Below are 14987 nucleotides of genomic sequence, written 5' to 3'. Positions count from 1 at the left end.
ATAAGGAAAACCCCTGTTCTGAACTAGCCAGAGCAGGGGCGAATGAGAGAGTGTTAAAAATCAGGTTTTAGTTTGCTGGTTCCCAGTTACCCCACTTATCTTTTTGATATGACGCTTTCGGGTTTTCACCACCTTGAGTCCAGTATCGCGCTCTCCATTTTTCATTTTCGAACGTGACGATATCGCCAGTTTGGTAAGTTTTTGTCGCGTCCCATAGGTCAGCAGGCGGCTCTGTTGGCTTTGTTGGTGGCTCAGTTGGCTTTGTAGGCGGTTCAATCGGACCGATAGAACCATCTTTAACGCCAGTCAATATCTTACAGTCTTCATCAGACAGTTTATTGCCGTTTACATCAATAAGCCCACACGTATTCACTACGTTAGTCATGTCCAATTTAGTTTGAGTAACTTTGTAGCCTAAGCCTTCACGTGCCGCATTGATGTGGTAACCAGGATCGTGATCGACCATCCAGTTAAAGATACCACCCAGATTACGTTTTTTCGCGTACGCGGCTTTTGCGTAAACAGTTCGAGGTGTATCGATACTGACGTATTGTTTTGTGCTCTTGTTGAACAGGAAGTCTGCATTTGCGTCTATGTCGGTATAAATCTCATAGCCTTGCATGCCAGCGGCACCCGTGCTCTTAAAGCTCACAAGTTTATTCGCGTAATCAAAAAGCTCTGAAGAGCCAGTATCATAAGATTTGTTTGTTGAATTACCCGGTGTAAATGAGCCAACCAGAGGAGAAACGCTTTGAAGGTTCACCTGACCTGCGTTACGGCTGTAGTTTGCGTAACCAATCTGAATCGCTGTTGATGGAATGCCAAGCACGTCAATCATGTAGTCGATTGATTTTTCAGCGGAGTGGAAAGTGTCGTCAGTTTTTAACAACTCGCCCGACAAGTTTGTGTGATGCGCAAGCTTATCCTGCCATTCACCCATGAAGTCGTATGTCATTAAGTGGACGTAATCCAAACCGTTGTCTATCAAAGCTTTGATGTTTGATGCGTCCAGTTTTGTCGCAGGAGCGCCCGCAGCGATAGCAATTTTCTTGTTTTGCATGCCCGCAGCATCTAGTGCAGTACGAAGCTCTTTGATAAGAAGTGCGTAGTTTTTACCATCGTCTGGTGACCATGAGTTTTCGCTCGCACCCGCACCACCTGGGTATTCCCAGTCAATATCGAGCTGATCAAACATAGGGTACAAGGTGAACCACTTAACAGCACTGTCGATAAACACTTTACGAGATTCAAACGTACTTGCCATACGAGAGAATGGTTCAGACAGAGACCAGCCACCCACACTGAAAGCAAGCTCCAAGCCTGGGTCGCGCTTCTTCATTTCACGCAGAACAGCAACTAAACCACCCGCGTATTTCTGACCGGACTCAAAAGTAGCAGGACCGTTGAGGTCGTTGTGCCAATTACCGTTACCAGCACCAAGATCTTTCTGAAGATCTGCGTATAGGTCGGTAAAGACAATCGTGAAGTCTGGGTATCCACCATCGGCACAGATTTTCTTCGCGGATTTAACCGCAGAAGTAATCGTTGGGTCCCCTATTTCTGTCCCACAAAGCGCCATGAAAGAATAAACTAACTTGTCGTATTTTCCGTCAATGTCATTGATATTAAAACTACGCTCATACCCTCCCCAGTTAGAAACATATCCCGCTACTGGTAGTAGTGATGCGTTGTCTTCATAAGTATTAAATACTTGTTCAGCTTGGGTCCATTTTGGAGCACTGTGTGCCGTGGCACTGCACGCCGCTAATATAGCTAAACTAACTATTTTCATAGATGGTTTCATTTAATCTACCTTCAATAATATTCAAGTTATTAATGTTTTTGTTTTACCAACATTATGTTTGTTGTTGCTGATAATTACGTTATGTTTTTTATAAAATACGATCCATATGCAACAGAATTCATTATTCTTTTTCAAAGAATATTATTTGTAATGAGTAAGATATTAAATCATTTAAAATCAATTAGTTATTTTTGTATGTCAATTTATTGTTATTATAATGTTCCATTATTAATGTTTATTTTGTGATTTTTATTCGAGTTATTTTTTGTTGAAAAAATACTGTCTCAATAAAAAGACTGATTTATTTTTTAAATGTTTAAAAGAATAAAAATTCAACAAGGATGAAGATTTTTAATGAACATAGCGAGATTTTTGATAGTAAATTATCGATTTTAAATAATTTGTTGAATATTTATTTAAGGAAAAAATACCCTTTAGGTTAAATATTATTCCGTATTTAGCACTGTTATTATTTGGAGTGTAATACTGTATTTTCTTTCATCCGAGAATATTATTTTTGATCGTGATTCAGAATATTAGAGAGCGCTATAAATACGCAATTCATTTCGATATGAGATGACAAACTGTTAAAGCCATTATTCTCTCAAATAGAATGATATATTGCGGGGACGCGGTACACGTTGTCGAGGTAGGGTAGCAGTTGAAAGCAGTTGGTGGCTGAGTATTTGAAATGCGAGATACAGTATTGCGATAGGCTGTTCTCGTGTATTCGGCGGTGTAGCTTTGAGGAGCATCGCTAGAATGTTAGAAAATCCTCCTCTTCTAACGTCTATTAACGGCTTATATCTTCACCATTTTCATGAATTTTTCTGATTAACTTGGCAGGTGTTCCACCATACAGTGAATCTGGCGGTACATCGCTATTCACGACTGAATTGGCTGCTATTACAGATCGCGCACCTATTGTCACACCTTGGTTGATCACAACATTACCGCCAATCCATACGTTGTCTTCAATGTTTATGGGAGCACAGGAGGTTTCCCAGTTACGACGCGCAAGGTAATTCAGGTCATGGCTAGCACAGTAAAGCTGCGTATTTATCGGTTTACAAGGCAATAGTGTATCACTGGCAGTGCTATATATTCATTGCTTTGCCAGTAGCGGGAAACATTCCATTGTTCGAATTCCGTTTTGAAAGCTATCCAGATTTTTTAAATACTCGAATTCTCATTCATTAAATTATTACAATGACGTTTGTGAAAAAATATCAATATAAAGCGATGTTCAATTTTTAGTTTAAGTTTTATTAAGGATTATTTAGTTTCAATTTATTATCACTAAATATTGAGTGAGATACCTTATAAAAATACTTTGTTTTATGAGTGTTAGCACATAATGAATAGCGACTGAGATATAGAATACAAAAAGCCATGTAAGATTGTGGTTCGTGTTTTAAATAGTAAAAATTAATTATAACAGTATGTTAAGTGGTGTTGGTGTGCTGCTTGATATTACTTTTCCTATCTGAAGTTTGCCCCCTAGTTATAAGCTATGAACGGCTTATATTACGTTGGAATCGAAAGGTTTTTATTTGACTTTATGGATAATTAAATATGAAGACAAGGTTTTACGAAATAGATTTACTCAGGTTTTTGTCAGCCATTTTTGTTGTGATTTTTCACTATACCTATTCTGCGCATATGGCGGGTCATGCCCCTATTATTGATCTAGAAAATACTCGTACTTGGAGCCGTTACGCCTATATGGGCATCAATTTCTTTTTTGTGATTAGTGGCTTTGTTATTTTTATGAGCGTAGAAGGGGGCAGTGCACGCAAGTTTGTGGCATCCCGTTTTTCTCGCCTTTTTCCTGCCTACTGGGTCGCATTAGTTCTGACCAGTATTGTTACTGTGTATTTTGGTGCACCCAAATTCACGGTCGACGGTGCACAGTTCCTAGCGAACTTAACTATGGTGAATTACTGGTTCGGGCATATGCCTGTCGATGGGGCATATTGGACTCTGTTTCTTGAAGTGAAATTTTACTTACTCGTCTTTGTTATGCTGCTTTTTAGAATGATGAAGTATTTCCTGCATGTGATTGCCTTAGTGCTCATTGTATCAACCGCCACACTATTCCACCCCTGGGCTAAAGAAATGAACATGTGGGTGTCTATTTTTCCTCATTGGAGCGGGTATTTTGCCGCTGGAGGCATCTTTTACTACATTCGCCGTGATGGCGCGTCTACCTTTAAAATGCTACTTCTGGCACTGTCGCTTGTTTATATGGTTAAGCAATCGACATTGTTTGGTGAGTTAATGTCTGGCTGGTTCTCTATCACATTCAACACCACGGTCATTGCCACTCTCAACATCGCCTTCTTTATGCTGTTCTGCGTTACCGCCTTCTGTAAAGAAAACATACTCAGACAAAAGTGGCTGTACTACCTAGGCGTGCTAACTTACCCGATTTACCTAGTACACCAAAACATCGGCTACATCATTTTCAATCATTTTGGTGATTCCGTTGATCCTGTTGTTCTGGTCACTTCGACCATTGCTCTCATGTTTGTGGCAGCCTATGTCATTCATACACAAGTAGAACGCAGGCTGGCTCCAGTATTTAAAATGGCAATGCTAAAAATTTTGCGCATTCCAGAGGAAGGTCAAAGTAGAAAAGAGGCGAAGACAGCGTAGCAAGGGGGGGCTAGGCTGGTTTTCAACTGTGAGAGGGTATTTGGTAGTAAGCCACTAATTAGTGGTTTGCTATCATGATGTTTGTTGCTGCTTGCTATTCCTAGCAAGCTTTCCTCAGAAACTAACATACAATCTATGTTGGCGACTTAGGCTTTTCGTGTGTAGGAGCCGTAACATGTTTTTTCCCAAAAAATGTGATGGAGCAATAACTCAGCACGAATCATGACGCTGAGTTTTGACGTACACTTCCTAATAGGAGGCTACCGAGCGGTGATATTCAAAATCTACCAAAAGTATGTAAAATTACTTTCCTATTTCAAGTCTTCATGAGTGCATGATTATGTGTAGCGTCAGGTTCTAATCTGTCGAAAAAGTGAATGACTGACAAAACCCAACGCAGATGAAAAATTCCAAGCGCTGGTAATCATTCTTAAATACTTATTATATTTTTGGCTCAAGACTTGCCAGCTTTTGAAACTCAATTTCACTAACACCTGAAATAGCTCTTAAGTCATTATCGTTCAAGTAGAAAATTGGAGCCTGCGTGGAAGATTTCGAATTGGTCATGATCGACAAACTATGATACAGATATTTTGACATTTTAAAGTTATCACCTAGCGGGGTATTTGCTTTAGACATAAACCTAAAACCACAACTTTCATAATAACCAACTTTAGTAAAGTCGCATAGAAGGCACGTATCAAGCTCATGGTTTTAAACTTACTAACAATACTCTTACCTAACCCTTTTTTTCTAAACTCACTGTTTACCCATAAAAAGTGCAAATATATTGTTTTTGTTTGATGAAAAATAAAGTACATCGCATAAGCTTTCAATTTCGAACTTTCAACTTCAATATGAACCTTTAGATCTCCAACTTCAAAGCATTCCTTGAAAACATCAACAATGTAGCTTAAAGCTGCTACATTTTGTTCTTCATTAAATCCCTCAATCACGGGTTTTAGAGGAGTATAATCTTTAATATCATTTAAGATTCTTTTACTCTCGACATCAAAAATTTTATTCAGAAAATTCTCTGGCTCGATCTTCATATTTTCCCTTATAGTTCTCGTCTCAGAAATGGGAGACGAGAGCCTACATAAAAGTTCACATATTTATAGCTTTTTTTAACAGTTCATCATTCAAAAAATTAAGAAGTCTTTTAGAATGAGAAATGGTTCCTGTTTTTCTCAATTCTAAACTTACCTCCTCGCCATTAAACCTAAAATGGCAATTTATTGTATCGATAATAAAGCTACTATTGTTATATTTTTCCTTAAAGTCTAACAATGCATTTTGGCTTGAGGTGATTTCAATCTTCGCTCTAGACTTTGGCGTAATTGTTATTCCTGAAAATACAGCCTTCTTAATTTTAAATTGTTTAACTTCGTCTCTATATTTAAGAGATTCCAGAAAATCTAAAATATTAATAGATATTAGACTCAGTGATAAATCAGACTGGATAACCTTCTCTAAATTATAAAATAGATCCAAAGTAGATCGTGGTGAGTTTTCGATATGTATTAGATACTTGCTATCATCAATTATTGATATAGAGAAGTTTACAAGTTTATATCTAACTGTCTCAGATGTAACATCTTCACCATAAGCATTTAGAAAGCTATCTATATGTATGAACTTTTCAGAATATCTAACTAAGATACTTGTTTCACGAATGCTAACCAAGTCAAATCCAAAAGAGTCTGATTGTTCATATGTGTAAGCTCTGATCTTATCGGAAATGCCCGAAATAGAGAGCTTAGTTTTTAACTGATACCACTTGCTTCGCTGTATTGTCATTTTCATCACCTTCAGTAGCACATGAGGAAGATAGCTTCTCAATAGCACTCCATGCTGATTTGTTAATGAGTTTATTTAGCTGATCTTCTTCAATTAGTGATATAGGAGTCCTATTAACATTATGACCTGAAACGTCCCCGACTATACCCTCATCTTTTCTCTTATATGAGCCTTTTACAATGAAGGAGAAGTCTTTGCACTCCTCAGCATCGCTAAACTGAGCCTCGAAGACATACAAATCAGATGAATCTTTATTTTCCTTCACTGCTTTCCAAATAACCCTCCAAGTATAGAAGCCTTGCTCATGCAAGCTTTTCAGTTCATCTGATAAGTTCACACCAGTACCTTTCAAAGACGCACTCGTAATATGAACCTCGTTTTTTTGTCCTGAGGTAACCTTTTTACTAGGGTTAAATACGTAAGTATCCGTTACATCTTTACAAGTAAAACCTTCAACTCCTTTTGTTAGATAATCAAAAAATTGACATCTATCTTCGGGCTTTTCAAAAGCAGACAATTCTATTTCATCTTTTTCTAATGACTTATCTTTACTTTCAAGTACGTCAATTAACTCATCGCTAATGTCGGATAATTTTTTATTTTGTGGATGTTGAATATCTAAGCCACTATCAGTTTCTTCAATTGTCAAGACAGCATCTCTTACACTGACTTGTTGAAAGTCATTCTTCGACAAATTTAAAACTTGATAAGTTATAGCTAGCTCAATTTTCTTTCCTTCTCTTTTTACCTTATGCTCTACAGTTGCTCCTTGTTCTACGATCTTCTCTTTGATTTTTTTTATAGAGCTTTCAACATCAGATACTTTTAAGGACGTATCTAACGTATAGGAGGTTAACTTTTCTTTTCTATTGTTAACACCTAAAATAGAAGATAAGCTGTCGTAGTCATGGTAACTATGAAAGAACGAAGAAAACTCTTTTGCCAACTCATCTTTATCAGTTTTCTTTGAAACAATAACTCCCCTAGAAAAGAACATATTCAGTATTTCTTCTTTTGTTATTTTATGCTGATTAACAGCATCAAATACGGCTTTATCTGTTGCTGCATGCAGCGATGATTGAACCATTATCGATCCCACCCAATATCATTTGTGCTAAAGATATCTTTAGTTTGTTCCACGATTTCTAACTCGATTGATTTCAAGACCTCAGCTTTAAACTCATCACCTCCAAGACTATGGGAATATATTTCAACTGCTGTCTGAAAGCTACTTCTTATATCATTAAAAGGTTGTCTATGAGCAACTCGAATTCTAATTTTATTTTCCTTAGTTCTTAGGATCTGAAGGTTAGACAACATATCAAATAGGTAGATAAACTCTAAATATGTATCCCCTGTTTGGTTGTAATAAATAACATAGCCTTTCCCATATCGAACAACAGGAGCATTAGTACTCTCACACCATTTAACAATATCATCATGCTTAATAATCATATAAGGTCCAGAGATGAGTTCAATTGTAGCTGGATGGTTTTGGGTATCCCCTTTTAGCTTATGCAGTAAAAGATCAGGATAATAAAAAGAATAACTTTTTTCTGGAAACGATCCTTCTCTATGTAACTTATCCATATCTGAAATTATGGTTCTCATGTATTGAATCAGCAAAGGCTCTATTATGTGTAACTGCTGTCCTTCTCTTAAAGGAACATTACCTATATTTATTCCACCAGTTAACTTTCCTTCTTTTCCTATTTTAGGCTTAAAAAGATCAAGAAAATTATTCTGGTACTCACCATCATGGTTATAAACGAAAAGGAGTCCGCGAATGTCGTAGTTTTGAGAACTCAAGGCGTAACGTTTTCGCCATTCATCACTGCCATCAGCACAGTCTATAGTTCGAGCCAATGACCAAATAGCATCTCGCAGAGCTGAAGAGGTGATTGACCCTTTTTTATAGCTTTTAAGGTCAGTGTTAAAAATTACTTCTCGCCCTTTGTAAGGATCTTTATATTTAAAAATTGTATCTACAGGATGTGTTTTCTTGTCTTGGGAGCTGCTTGAATGCTCCCTTCCTTTGTGACAGGTGAAGTTCAAATCTTTGATCGGCACATGCTCCCACTTGAACCATTTAAATATGTCTTCTGATATCTTTTCCGCCATCTTTGCGATGTTTGAGGTTTCGCCCATTGTACGTGTCCAGCTCCAAGCAGTGGAAGTTATAAGAGGCACATTGTATATCAGCCTAATGCATATTGCATTTGAGCATATCAAATTTTCATTCGCATGTTTTACCCCAACAAAAACCTAGGAGCATAACAGTCAGATTGGGAGCCTTTGATAAATGGGTTTATAAGTTGCTAGCATGTTTGTGGGCAAGCCCACCTTGTTTCTGTCCGTAAACACGCTAGGAAGATTAAACACTTTTCCAGACCTCAAAAAATCCCAACCCTCCTACTCTTAAAGTAAAACCACCCGCTAATTACGACAAACCAAAATGCGAAGTAGTAACAGAATGAAGAGAGTGACGCTAAGAAATCGAGGTGTTGTTCAATCTCTTGCTCCGTGTAGCTTTGCGAGACGAGTTTGTAATAGTAAGCGTAAAGAATACCGATCGACCCGTATCCTAGGTTAAACATCAATCCTTTAAAACTCAGAACCGTGGCTCGGTTGTGCGATTCGGTCTTTTTGTTGAGGTGGTAGCTAATGAAAATGTTTATCGTCATGTTGATGAAAATCAGCACCAGAACGGGGATGACTCCGTAAATCGACCACCCAAGACTGATCAAATAATAAGTGATGGCGGTGGCGATCCCCATCACCAATAGAAAGGTTCTCGGCGCTATGCTTTCTGCTAAACGTCGGCTTTGCCCTGCCAGCAGAATTTGCAGCAAACTTATCCCTGCACCTATAAACCCGAAATAGATAATCGGGATATCGATGGCGCGATAGTATTGGCTGTTCATGGTTAAAAACATGCGCGAGATATGCTCGAACAAGCTGTAATAGAGCAATATAAACAGCACGTAGGGAGTGGCAATGACCCACTTACCGGTATCGATTGTCAGTTTAAGGCTGGCGACTGTCGTTGCCCATTTACTGCTGTGGGATGGTAATGCGTTGTTGTCTTCTTCCATGTTTATCGCGGCATAAATGGCGATGATCGCGACAAATAAAGTGGCAAATACGGGAATACGCATGATGTCTTGGGTATTCTCTGGCGCGGCGATTCCAAGAAATTGGTAAACGGTCGCCATAAAATTCACATCGTACATGGCGGCGCCCAGCAAGGTGACAAAAATACCCACACCAGATGAGATACGAAGCTGGATTTGTAACACCTGTGGCCACACTTCTTCTTTGCCTTGCGCTTTTAAGGTGTCGTAAGCCAGAGCTTCATCCGCACCACTCGCCAAAGACATGGCTAAACCACTCAATACTCGGTTGATCATAAACACAACAAAGACCAACGTGGGATTGCCCGTGGGCACAAGGGCGATCATGGCAATTTCAACGAACATCACCACAGAAGACAAGACGACGAGTTTTTTGCGTCCTAAGGTATCGGCAAACGCACCCGATGGGACCTCAGAAATAACAATGGTCGCTGCCCAAATCACGTTCAGTATTGCGAATTGAGAGAGTGTTAAGCCGTAATCTAAATAGAGTAGGGTGAATACTGGGTAGTAAAAGCGTGCAAAGTAGCTGATTCGAAACACTAAGAAGTAGCGTACGTTACGGATATCTAAGATTTCTTTGAGTGTCATGAGGTTTTCTGCACGTTGAGCAACATTACATTAGGTATACACCCAAGTAAGCTCTAGATGCTAGGTAGCACTATTGAAATGATGGGGTGGTTGCAAAAATCTATCCATTTCTTGTTCAACACATCTGTTTCACCATGAGATAAAAAAGCATGTTCGTGGTGTTATTTCTTGTGGTTTCAAAGAAAAAAGCCTCATAAGAGGCTTTTGATTGGGCGCTAACCCAAGACAGGGAATAAAAAGATCCCTTGCAGAGAATTGGATAGAGGGAGAGAACTCAAAGCAAGGGAGGGGAAACTTATAATTTATCAGCGCTTACGCTTTTGATTTCAGGCCAGTTTCCGTTCGCGGTTTTAACAAACCCGGTCACATCTTCTAACCAGCGTTGCTGCACTGATTTATCAAGGTTTAGGTAAAGCTTGCCTTCATCTACCTTCCACGCGAGTGGGTCGGTATCAAACTTCTTACCCATGGCAACACCAAATGCACAGTAACCACCGTATTGTGGTGCGTATGCCGCTGGATCTGCACGGAACGTATCGCGGTTTTCAGCTGAAGCGAAATGGTAAATCGCATTTTTGTAAGTCGCTGAAAATTCTGGATTACCGACAGTTGGTTCACTGGCCGTAAAGTACGCTACTGGGTCGTAACCCTTAATTGCCAGGTCGTTGGCATCAGCGCTTACGTCGATGTCGGCAGCCATCACAGAGAAAGGAAGCATCGCAATACCGCCTAAACTAATAAGACGCTTAAGAGATTTATTTGAAACAGACATAGGAAAACTCCTTTTATTATCTTCTTAATGTCAGGTTTCCGTAATTTCTGCGGCTTGCCCTGACCGTGTGTGAAGTAATTTAAGGCAGATGCCCGGTCTATTTGGGTACAGAAATGCGTAAAAGTGTGCCAATAGTCCGAGGTTTTCATGGATGCTTTATCTAAACTGATACAACAACTCTCAATGCGGTCTGAAGTTTTCTATACGGGGCAGCTCTGCGGGACCTCGTCATTTGGGGATGATGAAAAGAATCAAGGTCACCTTCACATTGTGCGTGACGGCAAGTTGATACTGCGAGATCACAAAGGGAAGGAAATGAAGGTCGATGAGCCTTCTATTGTGTATTTTCCGCAAACGGTCCCTCATGTTATTGAAGGGCTATCGGATGGGGCTCAGTTGGTGTGTTCTACAATTGAATACAGTGAAGGGAAGTGGGAGCTGCTTTTTTCCGCACTTCCAGACAAAATTGTGATTCCGTTCAGAACATTGCCTGCGTTGTCGCCGATAATGGAAGGATTGTTTCTGGAAGCGGAAAGTGCAGAGCTAGGGCAGCAGGTGATCCTCGACAAGTTGAGTGATGTCATGATGATCATGCTTTTTCGCCACATAGTTGATAGCAATTTAGTAAAACAAGGTGTGTTGGCTGGGTTGTCGCACCCTAGATTATCGGAAGTACTGAATATGATTCACCAACTTCCGTATAAAGCTTTCACCATGGAAGACATGGCAGAGAAAGGGGCGATGTCGAGAACGGTATTCATCGATACCTTTAAAAAAGTGGTAGGAATGACCCCCGGCAATTACGTTGCACATTGGCGTATTGGGGCTGCGCAATCGCTCATTTTACAAGGAAAGCCGATGCATTGGGTGCTGGATCACGTGGGGTACGAGAGTTACTCCGGATTCAGTAAGGTGTTTCGGAAAATTACAGGCGTGTCTCCACGCCAATGGATGGCATTAAAAAAAGAGGCTGACGAAAGAGAGTTATGAACGGAATTGTCGTGTTAGGGAGCATCAACGCTGATCACGTGTTACAAGTTCCTACGTTTCCACGCCCTGGTGAAACTTTAAAAGGTCGAAATTATCGGGTCATTGCTGGTGGAAAAGGGGCGAATCAAGCGGTGGCGTCTACACGGCTGGGTGCAGAGACTCATTTTATTGGGTGTGTTGGGGACGACCCCTTTGGGCTAGGCATTCGAAAGCAGTATCAGTCGGACGGGATTGATGTCTCTGGGATCAAGGTAGAGCCCGATTGCGCAACGGGTATTGCGATGATTCAAGTGGCAGAAAGTGGTGAAAACAACATTTGCATTTCAGCCGAGGCAAATGATCATCTCACGGCGAAAGTGGTGTCGGGTTTTGCGGATATTATAGAACAGGGCGACTATCTGCTGGTTCAGCTGGAAACCCCCATTTCAGGGGTTGAGAAGGCGATTGATATTGCGTACAGCGCTAACAAAAAAGTTGTGCTTAACCCTGCGCCAGCCAGTGTGCTTCCAGATAGCCTACTTTCAAAAGTTGACATACTCACCCCTAATGAAACGGAAGCGCAGATTCTAACGGGAATCGAAGTGACGGACCATTTATCGGCATCGAAAGCAGCACAATATCTTCATCAGAAAGGTGTGCTTATGGTGCTAATTACTTTGGGTTCAAAAGGGGTATGGGTCAGTCAGGATGGGATAGGCTATTTGATTCCGGCTTTTACAGTAGAAGCCGTGGATACAACGGCCGCTGGCGATACATTTAATGGTGCGCTGATTGCGGGGCTGACCAAAGGAAAATCTCTTGAAGAGGCGGTGGTGTTTGCACACGCTGCTGCCGCCATTTCAGTGACACGCTTTGGCGCGCAAACGTCCATTCCTTTTATTGCTGAAGTGGAAGCCTTCCTAAAGAATCAGGGAAAATAAGTGAGGGCTAAGGTTTCCCTCAAGGTGGTCAGCACACCACTAATTCAACGTCGTGTTGCTTGATAACATCAACTAAGTTCGATGCTGGTACTTCATCGGTAAACAGCGAATCTACCTGAGAAATATGACCAAGGTTCACCATGGCACCACGGTTGAATTTACTGCTGTCCGCAGCCAGTAGTGTTTGGCGTGAACTGGCAATGATGGCTTGCGCAATCTTCACTTCAGAATAATCAAAATCGAGCATGCTGCCATCGGAATCAATGCCCGAGATGCCTATGATGCCGAAATCCATTCGAAACTGTTCGATAAACTCTCGTGTGGCTTCCCCAATAATACCGCCGTCTTTATTGCGGATCTGACCGCCCGCGATGATGACGGTAAAATCCTCTTTCGGCATCAAAATACTGGCAACGTTGATGTTATTGGTGACAACCTTAAGATCTTTATGATTCAACAGCGCGGTCGCTACGGCTTCTGTCGTTGTCCCAATATCAATAAACATGGATGCGCCATTAGGGATTTTTTTGACCAGCTCGGTCGCGATTCGGGCTTTTTCTTCCTGATGGCTGATTTTTCGGGTGGAATAGGCCTCATTTTCCGTACTAGAGTAGAGGGATGCTCCACCATGATGTCGGCTGATAAGCCCTTGCTGAGCAAGTTCATTTAGGTCGCGTCGAATCGTTTGGGGGCTGACGTTAAACGTATCAACAAAAGCTTCAGTGGAAAGGAATCCTTGCTCGTCCAATAAAGCGAGTATTTCATGATGACGTTGCGTTTGTTTCACGGTTAACTCCAGATGTTCATAGAGGTTACTTCAGGCGATCTCCTCAGGGTACTAGGGTAGATCACCTTGGGTTTCCGTCCATCATATCAAAGTCTTCCGATAAAATATTTTATCTGTGCCATCTTGAGGGTAACCTACATAGCGACCCACTTCGTGAAAGCCATGCTTTAGGTAAAAATCTGGTGCTTGAAAATTGTAAGTATCCAAAAATACTTTCTTAACTTGCATTTTTCGAGCTTCTTTTTCAGCCGTTTTTAGCAACTTAGTGCCTACCCCTTTACGGCGATAGGTCTCGTTAACCCAAATACGATGAATGTGGAGAGAATCATAGAATAGGTGTGCCGCAATACCACCAATGATTTGATGGTGTTGGTCCCGAATAAAAAGAGCCAATACTTTTTCATCCAACCCAGGGAAAAAGGGTTCATTAAACTCTTTTAAAGCCTGATAAATCGATTCCAAATCGTGCTTGCTTGGATGATAAGTCACTTCGATGATCATGTAGCCTACCTGAATATAAAAACGGTGATCTCAAGGTGAGGTTACTTGGGTATAACCGTATCAACTTGAGTTATTAGGGTTTTTAAAAAGTATATACCAGCTCATAGAAGATGCTGTGCTCGAAACCAAATTTTTTGATGCATATTGAAAGAGTTAAATAAACACTATCGCAATTTGAGTGTACGCTCGACCGAAGAAGCAAGGCTTACCCATTAGCTTTTTGAAAGGGCGTCAATGAGCGAATGTGCGTTTTTAACAAGGGTGACGTCGCTGGAGAATTTGTGACGATTTTCCTCTATGGGAACACCAATGACTTGCATTCCTGCAAGCAGCCCCGCTTTTGCGCCTAATACGCTGTCTTCAATCACCGCAAGCTTACTCGGCTCAACATCAATAAGGTAAGCAGCACGCAAGTATCCTTCAGGTGAAGGCTTTCCCAGTTTAACGTCGTTTCGGGCAACAACCGTCAAACCCGGTATTTCAAGTTGGAGAGCGGCGAGGCTGGCATTGACTAATATACGGTCGGAATTCGTGACAATAGCTTGCGGCACACCGAGTGCACGGAGTGATTTGAAAACCTCACACCCATAGAGTGGGGTCACTTCGTTACTGTGAGCACAGAAGTACTGGTAATTGGAGGCTTGATAATCGTCAAACGATACGGTGAGGTCGTACGTTGTTTGAAAGTATTCAAAGGTTTTGCTCCCTTCTGTTCCAAGTACGCTTTGCATGTCGTCGTGTGTTGGGTCTACCCCATACTTGTTAAGTGTATGGCGAATGGCTCGTTCGTGAATCGGTTCGCTATCGGCAATGGTGCCGTCCATATCCCAGAGTACACCATCAAACTTTAGCTGTTCTTTATCAATCTTTAACATGAATATACCTTTCTGAGCCGACCGAATATTTGAAGACTAGAACCTTGGTTGGAATAGGAGCTTCATTCCCGTTTTAAACGAAAAAGCGTCAAGTGAACCAAGATCTAAATGAGTAAGTGTTGTCCAATATATACTCAAATATGTTTCAATTTTAG

13 protein-coding genes and 1 pseudogene are annotated in these 14987 nt (G+C 40.8%); 3 read left to right on the top strand and 11 right to left on the bottom strand.

What is annotated here, in order from left to right:
• Nucleotides 1-67: 67 nt before the first annotated feature.
• Together LDO37_RS27820 and LDO37_RS27815 are read right to left on the bottom strand one after the other, a co-directional pair.
• Complete coding sequence (locus LDO37_RS27820; protein WP_185829957.1) at nt 68-1792, bottom strand: glycosyl hydrolase family 18 protein; 1725 nt, start codon at nt 1790-1792, stop codon at nt 68-70.
• 805 nt (nt 1793-2597) lie between these two features.
• Nucleotides 2598-2864, bottom strand: a pseudogene (locus LDO37_RS27815) (DapH/DapD/GlmU-related protein); the annotation flags it as partial.
• Between the two features lie 515 nt (nt 2865-3379).
• Here LDO37_RS27815 and LDO37_RS27810 point away from each other — a divergent pair.
• Nucleotides 3380-4462, top strand: a complete 1083-nt coding sequence (locus LDO37_RS27810) for an acyltransferase family protein (RefSeq protein WP_126610150.1) — start codon at nt 3380-3382, stop codon at nt 4460-4462.
• Between the two features lie 614 nt (nt 4463-5076).
• Here LDO37_RS27810 and LDO37_RS27805 read toward each other — a convergent pair.
• From LDO37_RS27805 to LDO37_RS27780, 6 genes are all read right to left on the bottom strand, one after another.
• On the bottom strand, nt 5077-5514 hold the full coding sequence (locus LDO37_RS27805) for a GNAT family N-acetyltransferase (protein ID WP_126610149.1): 438 nt from the start codon (nt 5512-5514) through the stop codon (nt 5077-5079).
• 55 nt (nt 5515-5569) lie between these two features.
• Nucleotides 5570-6262, bottom strand: coding sequence for a hypothetical protein (locus LDO37_RS27800; protein WP_224055645.1), 693 nt, complete (start codon nt 6260-6262; stop codon nt 5570-5572).
• Nucleotides 6222-7349, bottom strand: coding sequence for a hypothetical protein (locus LDO37_RS27795; RefSeq protein ID WP_126606534.1), 1128 nt, complete (start codon nt 7347-7349; stop codon nt 6222-6224). The genes LDO37_RS27800 and LDO37_RS27795 overlap by 41 nt, the downstream gene beginning before the upstream one ends.
• Entirely contained in the window at nt 7349-8410 is a 1062-nt protein-coding gene (locus LDO37_RS27790) for a hypothetical protein (protein ID WP_126606533.1), read from the bottom strand. The genes LDO37_RS27795 and LDO37_RS27790 overlap by 1 nt, the downstream gene beginning before the upstream one ends.
• A gap of 245 nt (nt 8411-8655) precedes the next feature.
• Nucleotides 8656-9987: an MFS transporter gene (locus tag LDO37_RS27785; protein WP_126606532.1), complete on the bottom strand. Its 1332-nt coding sequence runs from the start codon at nt 9985-9987 to the stop codon at nt 8656-8658.
• A 295-nt stretch (nt 9988-10282) separates the two neighbouring features.
• On the bottom strand, nt 10283-10705 hold the full coding sequence (locus LDO37_RS27780; RefSeq protein ID WP_224055947.1) for a YHS domain-containing (seleno)protein: 423 nt from the start codon (nt 10703-10705) through the stop codon (nt 10283-10285).
• A gap of 201 nt (nt 10706-10906) precedes the next feature.
• On the opposite strand from LDO37_RS27780, the gene LDO37_RS27775 reads away from it, so the two are divergent.
• Both LDO37_RS27775 and rbsK read left to right on the top strand, forming a co-directional pair.
• Nucleotides 10907-11749 carry an AraC family transcriptional regulator gene (locus tag LDO37_RS27775; protein ID WP_126606530.1) on the top strand — a complete coding sequence of 281 codons (843 nt, stop codon included), beginning with the start codon at nt 10907-10909 and terminating at the stop codon, nt 11747-11749.
• A complete protein-coding gene (rbsK, locus tag LDO37_RS27770) occupies nt 11746-12669 on the top strand; it encodes a ribokinase (protein ID WP_126606529.1) in 924 nt (307 codons plus the stop codon). The genes LDO37_RS27775 and rbsK overlap by 4 nt, the downstream gene beginning before the upstream one ends.
• A 28-nt stretch (nt 12670-12697) precedes the next feature.
• On the opposite strand, the gene LDO37_RS27765 is transcribed toward rbsK, so the two are convergent.
• The 3 genes from LDO37_RS27765 to LDO37_RS27755 form a co-directional block, all read right to left on the bottom strand.
• Nucleotides 12698-13456, bottom strand: a complete 759-nt coding sequence (locus LDO37_RS27765) for a DeoR/GlpR family transcriptional regulator (RefSeq protein WP_101111686.1) — start codon at nt 13454-13456, stop codon at nt 12698-12700.
• Between the two features lie 81 nt (nt 13457-13537).
• Nucleotides 13538-13957 carry a GNAT family N-acetyltransferase gene (locus LDO37_RS27760; RefSeq protein ID WP_126606528.1) on the bottom strand — a complete coding sequence of 140 codons (420 nt, stop codon included), beginning with the start codon at nt 13955-13957 and terminating at the stop codon, nt 13538-13540.
• Between the two features lie 212 nt (nt 13958-14169).
• Entirely contained in the window at nt 14170-14832 is a 663-nt protein-coding gene (locus tag LDO37_RS27755; protein WP_126606527.1) for an HAD family hydrolase, read from the bottom strand.
• Nucleotides 14833-14987 lie beyond the last annotated feature (155 nt).

Origin of the sequence: Vibrio penaeicida (genome assembly GCF_019977755.1) — a bacterium.
Lineage (GTDB): Bacteria > Pseudomonadota > Gammaproteobacteria > Enterobacterales > Vibrionaceae > Vibrio > Vibrio penaeicida.
The sequence above is the reverse complement of the archived record's forward strand: the minus strand, read 5'-3'. Positions and strand labels throughout refer to the sequence as shown.

What these genes read in the sequence shown, in the direction of transcription:
- LDO37_RS27820 (WP_185829957.1), bottom strand. Translation starts at nt 1,792, where the DNA reads ATGAAAATAGTTAGTTTAGCTATATTAGCGGCGTGCAGTGCCACGGCA.
- LDO37_RS27810 (WP_126610150.1), top strand. Translation starts at nt 3,380, where the DNA reads ATGAAGACAAGGTTTTACGAAATAGATTTACTCAGGTTTTTGTCAGCC.
- LDO37_RS27805 (WP_126610149.1), bottom strand. Translation starts at nt 5,514, where the DNA reads ATGAAGATCGAGCCAGAGAATTTTCTGAATAAAATTTTTGATGTCGAG.
- LDO37_RS27800 (WP_224055645.1), bottom strand. Translation starts at nt 6,262, where the DNA reads ATGACAATACAGCGAAGCAAGTGGTATCAGTTAAAAACTAAGCTCTCT.
- LDO37_RS27795 (WP_126606534.1), bottom strand. Translation starts at nt 7,349, where the DNA reads ATGGTTCAATCATCGCTGCATGCAGCAACAGATAAAGCCGTATTTGAT.
- LDO37_RS27790 (WP_126606533.1), bottom strand. Translation starts at nt 8,410, where the DNA reads ATGGGCGAAACCTCAAACATCGCAAAGATGGCGGAAAAGATATCAGAA.
- LDO37_RS27785 (WP_126606532.1), bottom strand. Translation starts at nt 9,987, where the DNA reads ATGACACTCAAAGAAATCTTAGATATCCGTAACGTACGCTACTTCTTA.
- LDO37_RS27780 (WP_224055947.1), bottom strand. Translation starts at nt 10,705, where the DNA reads ATGCTTCCTTTCTCTGTGATGGCTGCCGACATCGACGTAAGCGCTGAT.
- LDO37_RS27775 (WP_126606530.1), top strand. Translation starts at nt 10,907, where the DNA reads ATGGATGCTTTATCTAAACTGATACAACAACTCTCAATGCGGTCTGAA.
- rbsK (WP_126606529.1), top strand. Translation starts at nt 11,746, where the DNA reads ATGAACGGAATTGTCGTGTTAGGGAGCATCAACGCTGATCACGTGTTA.
- LDO37_RS27760 (WP_126606528.1), bottom strand. Translation starts at nt 13,957, where the DNA reads ATGATCATCGAAGTGACTTATCATCCAAGCAAGCACGATTTGGAATCG.
- LDO37_RS27755 (WP_126606527.1), bottom strand. Translation starts at nt 14,832, where the DNA reads ATGTTAAAGATTGATAAAGAACAGCTAAAGTTTGATGGTGTACTCTGG.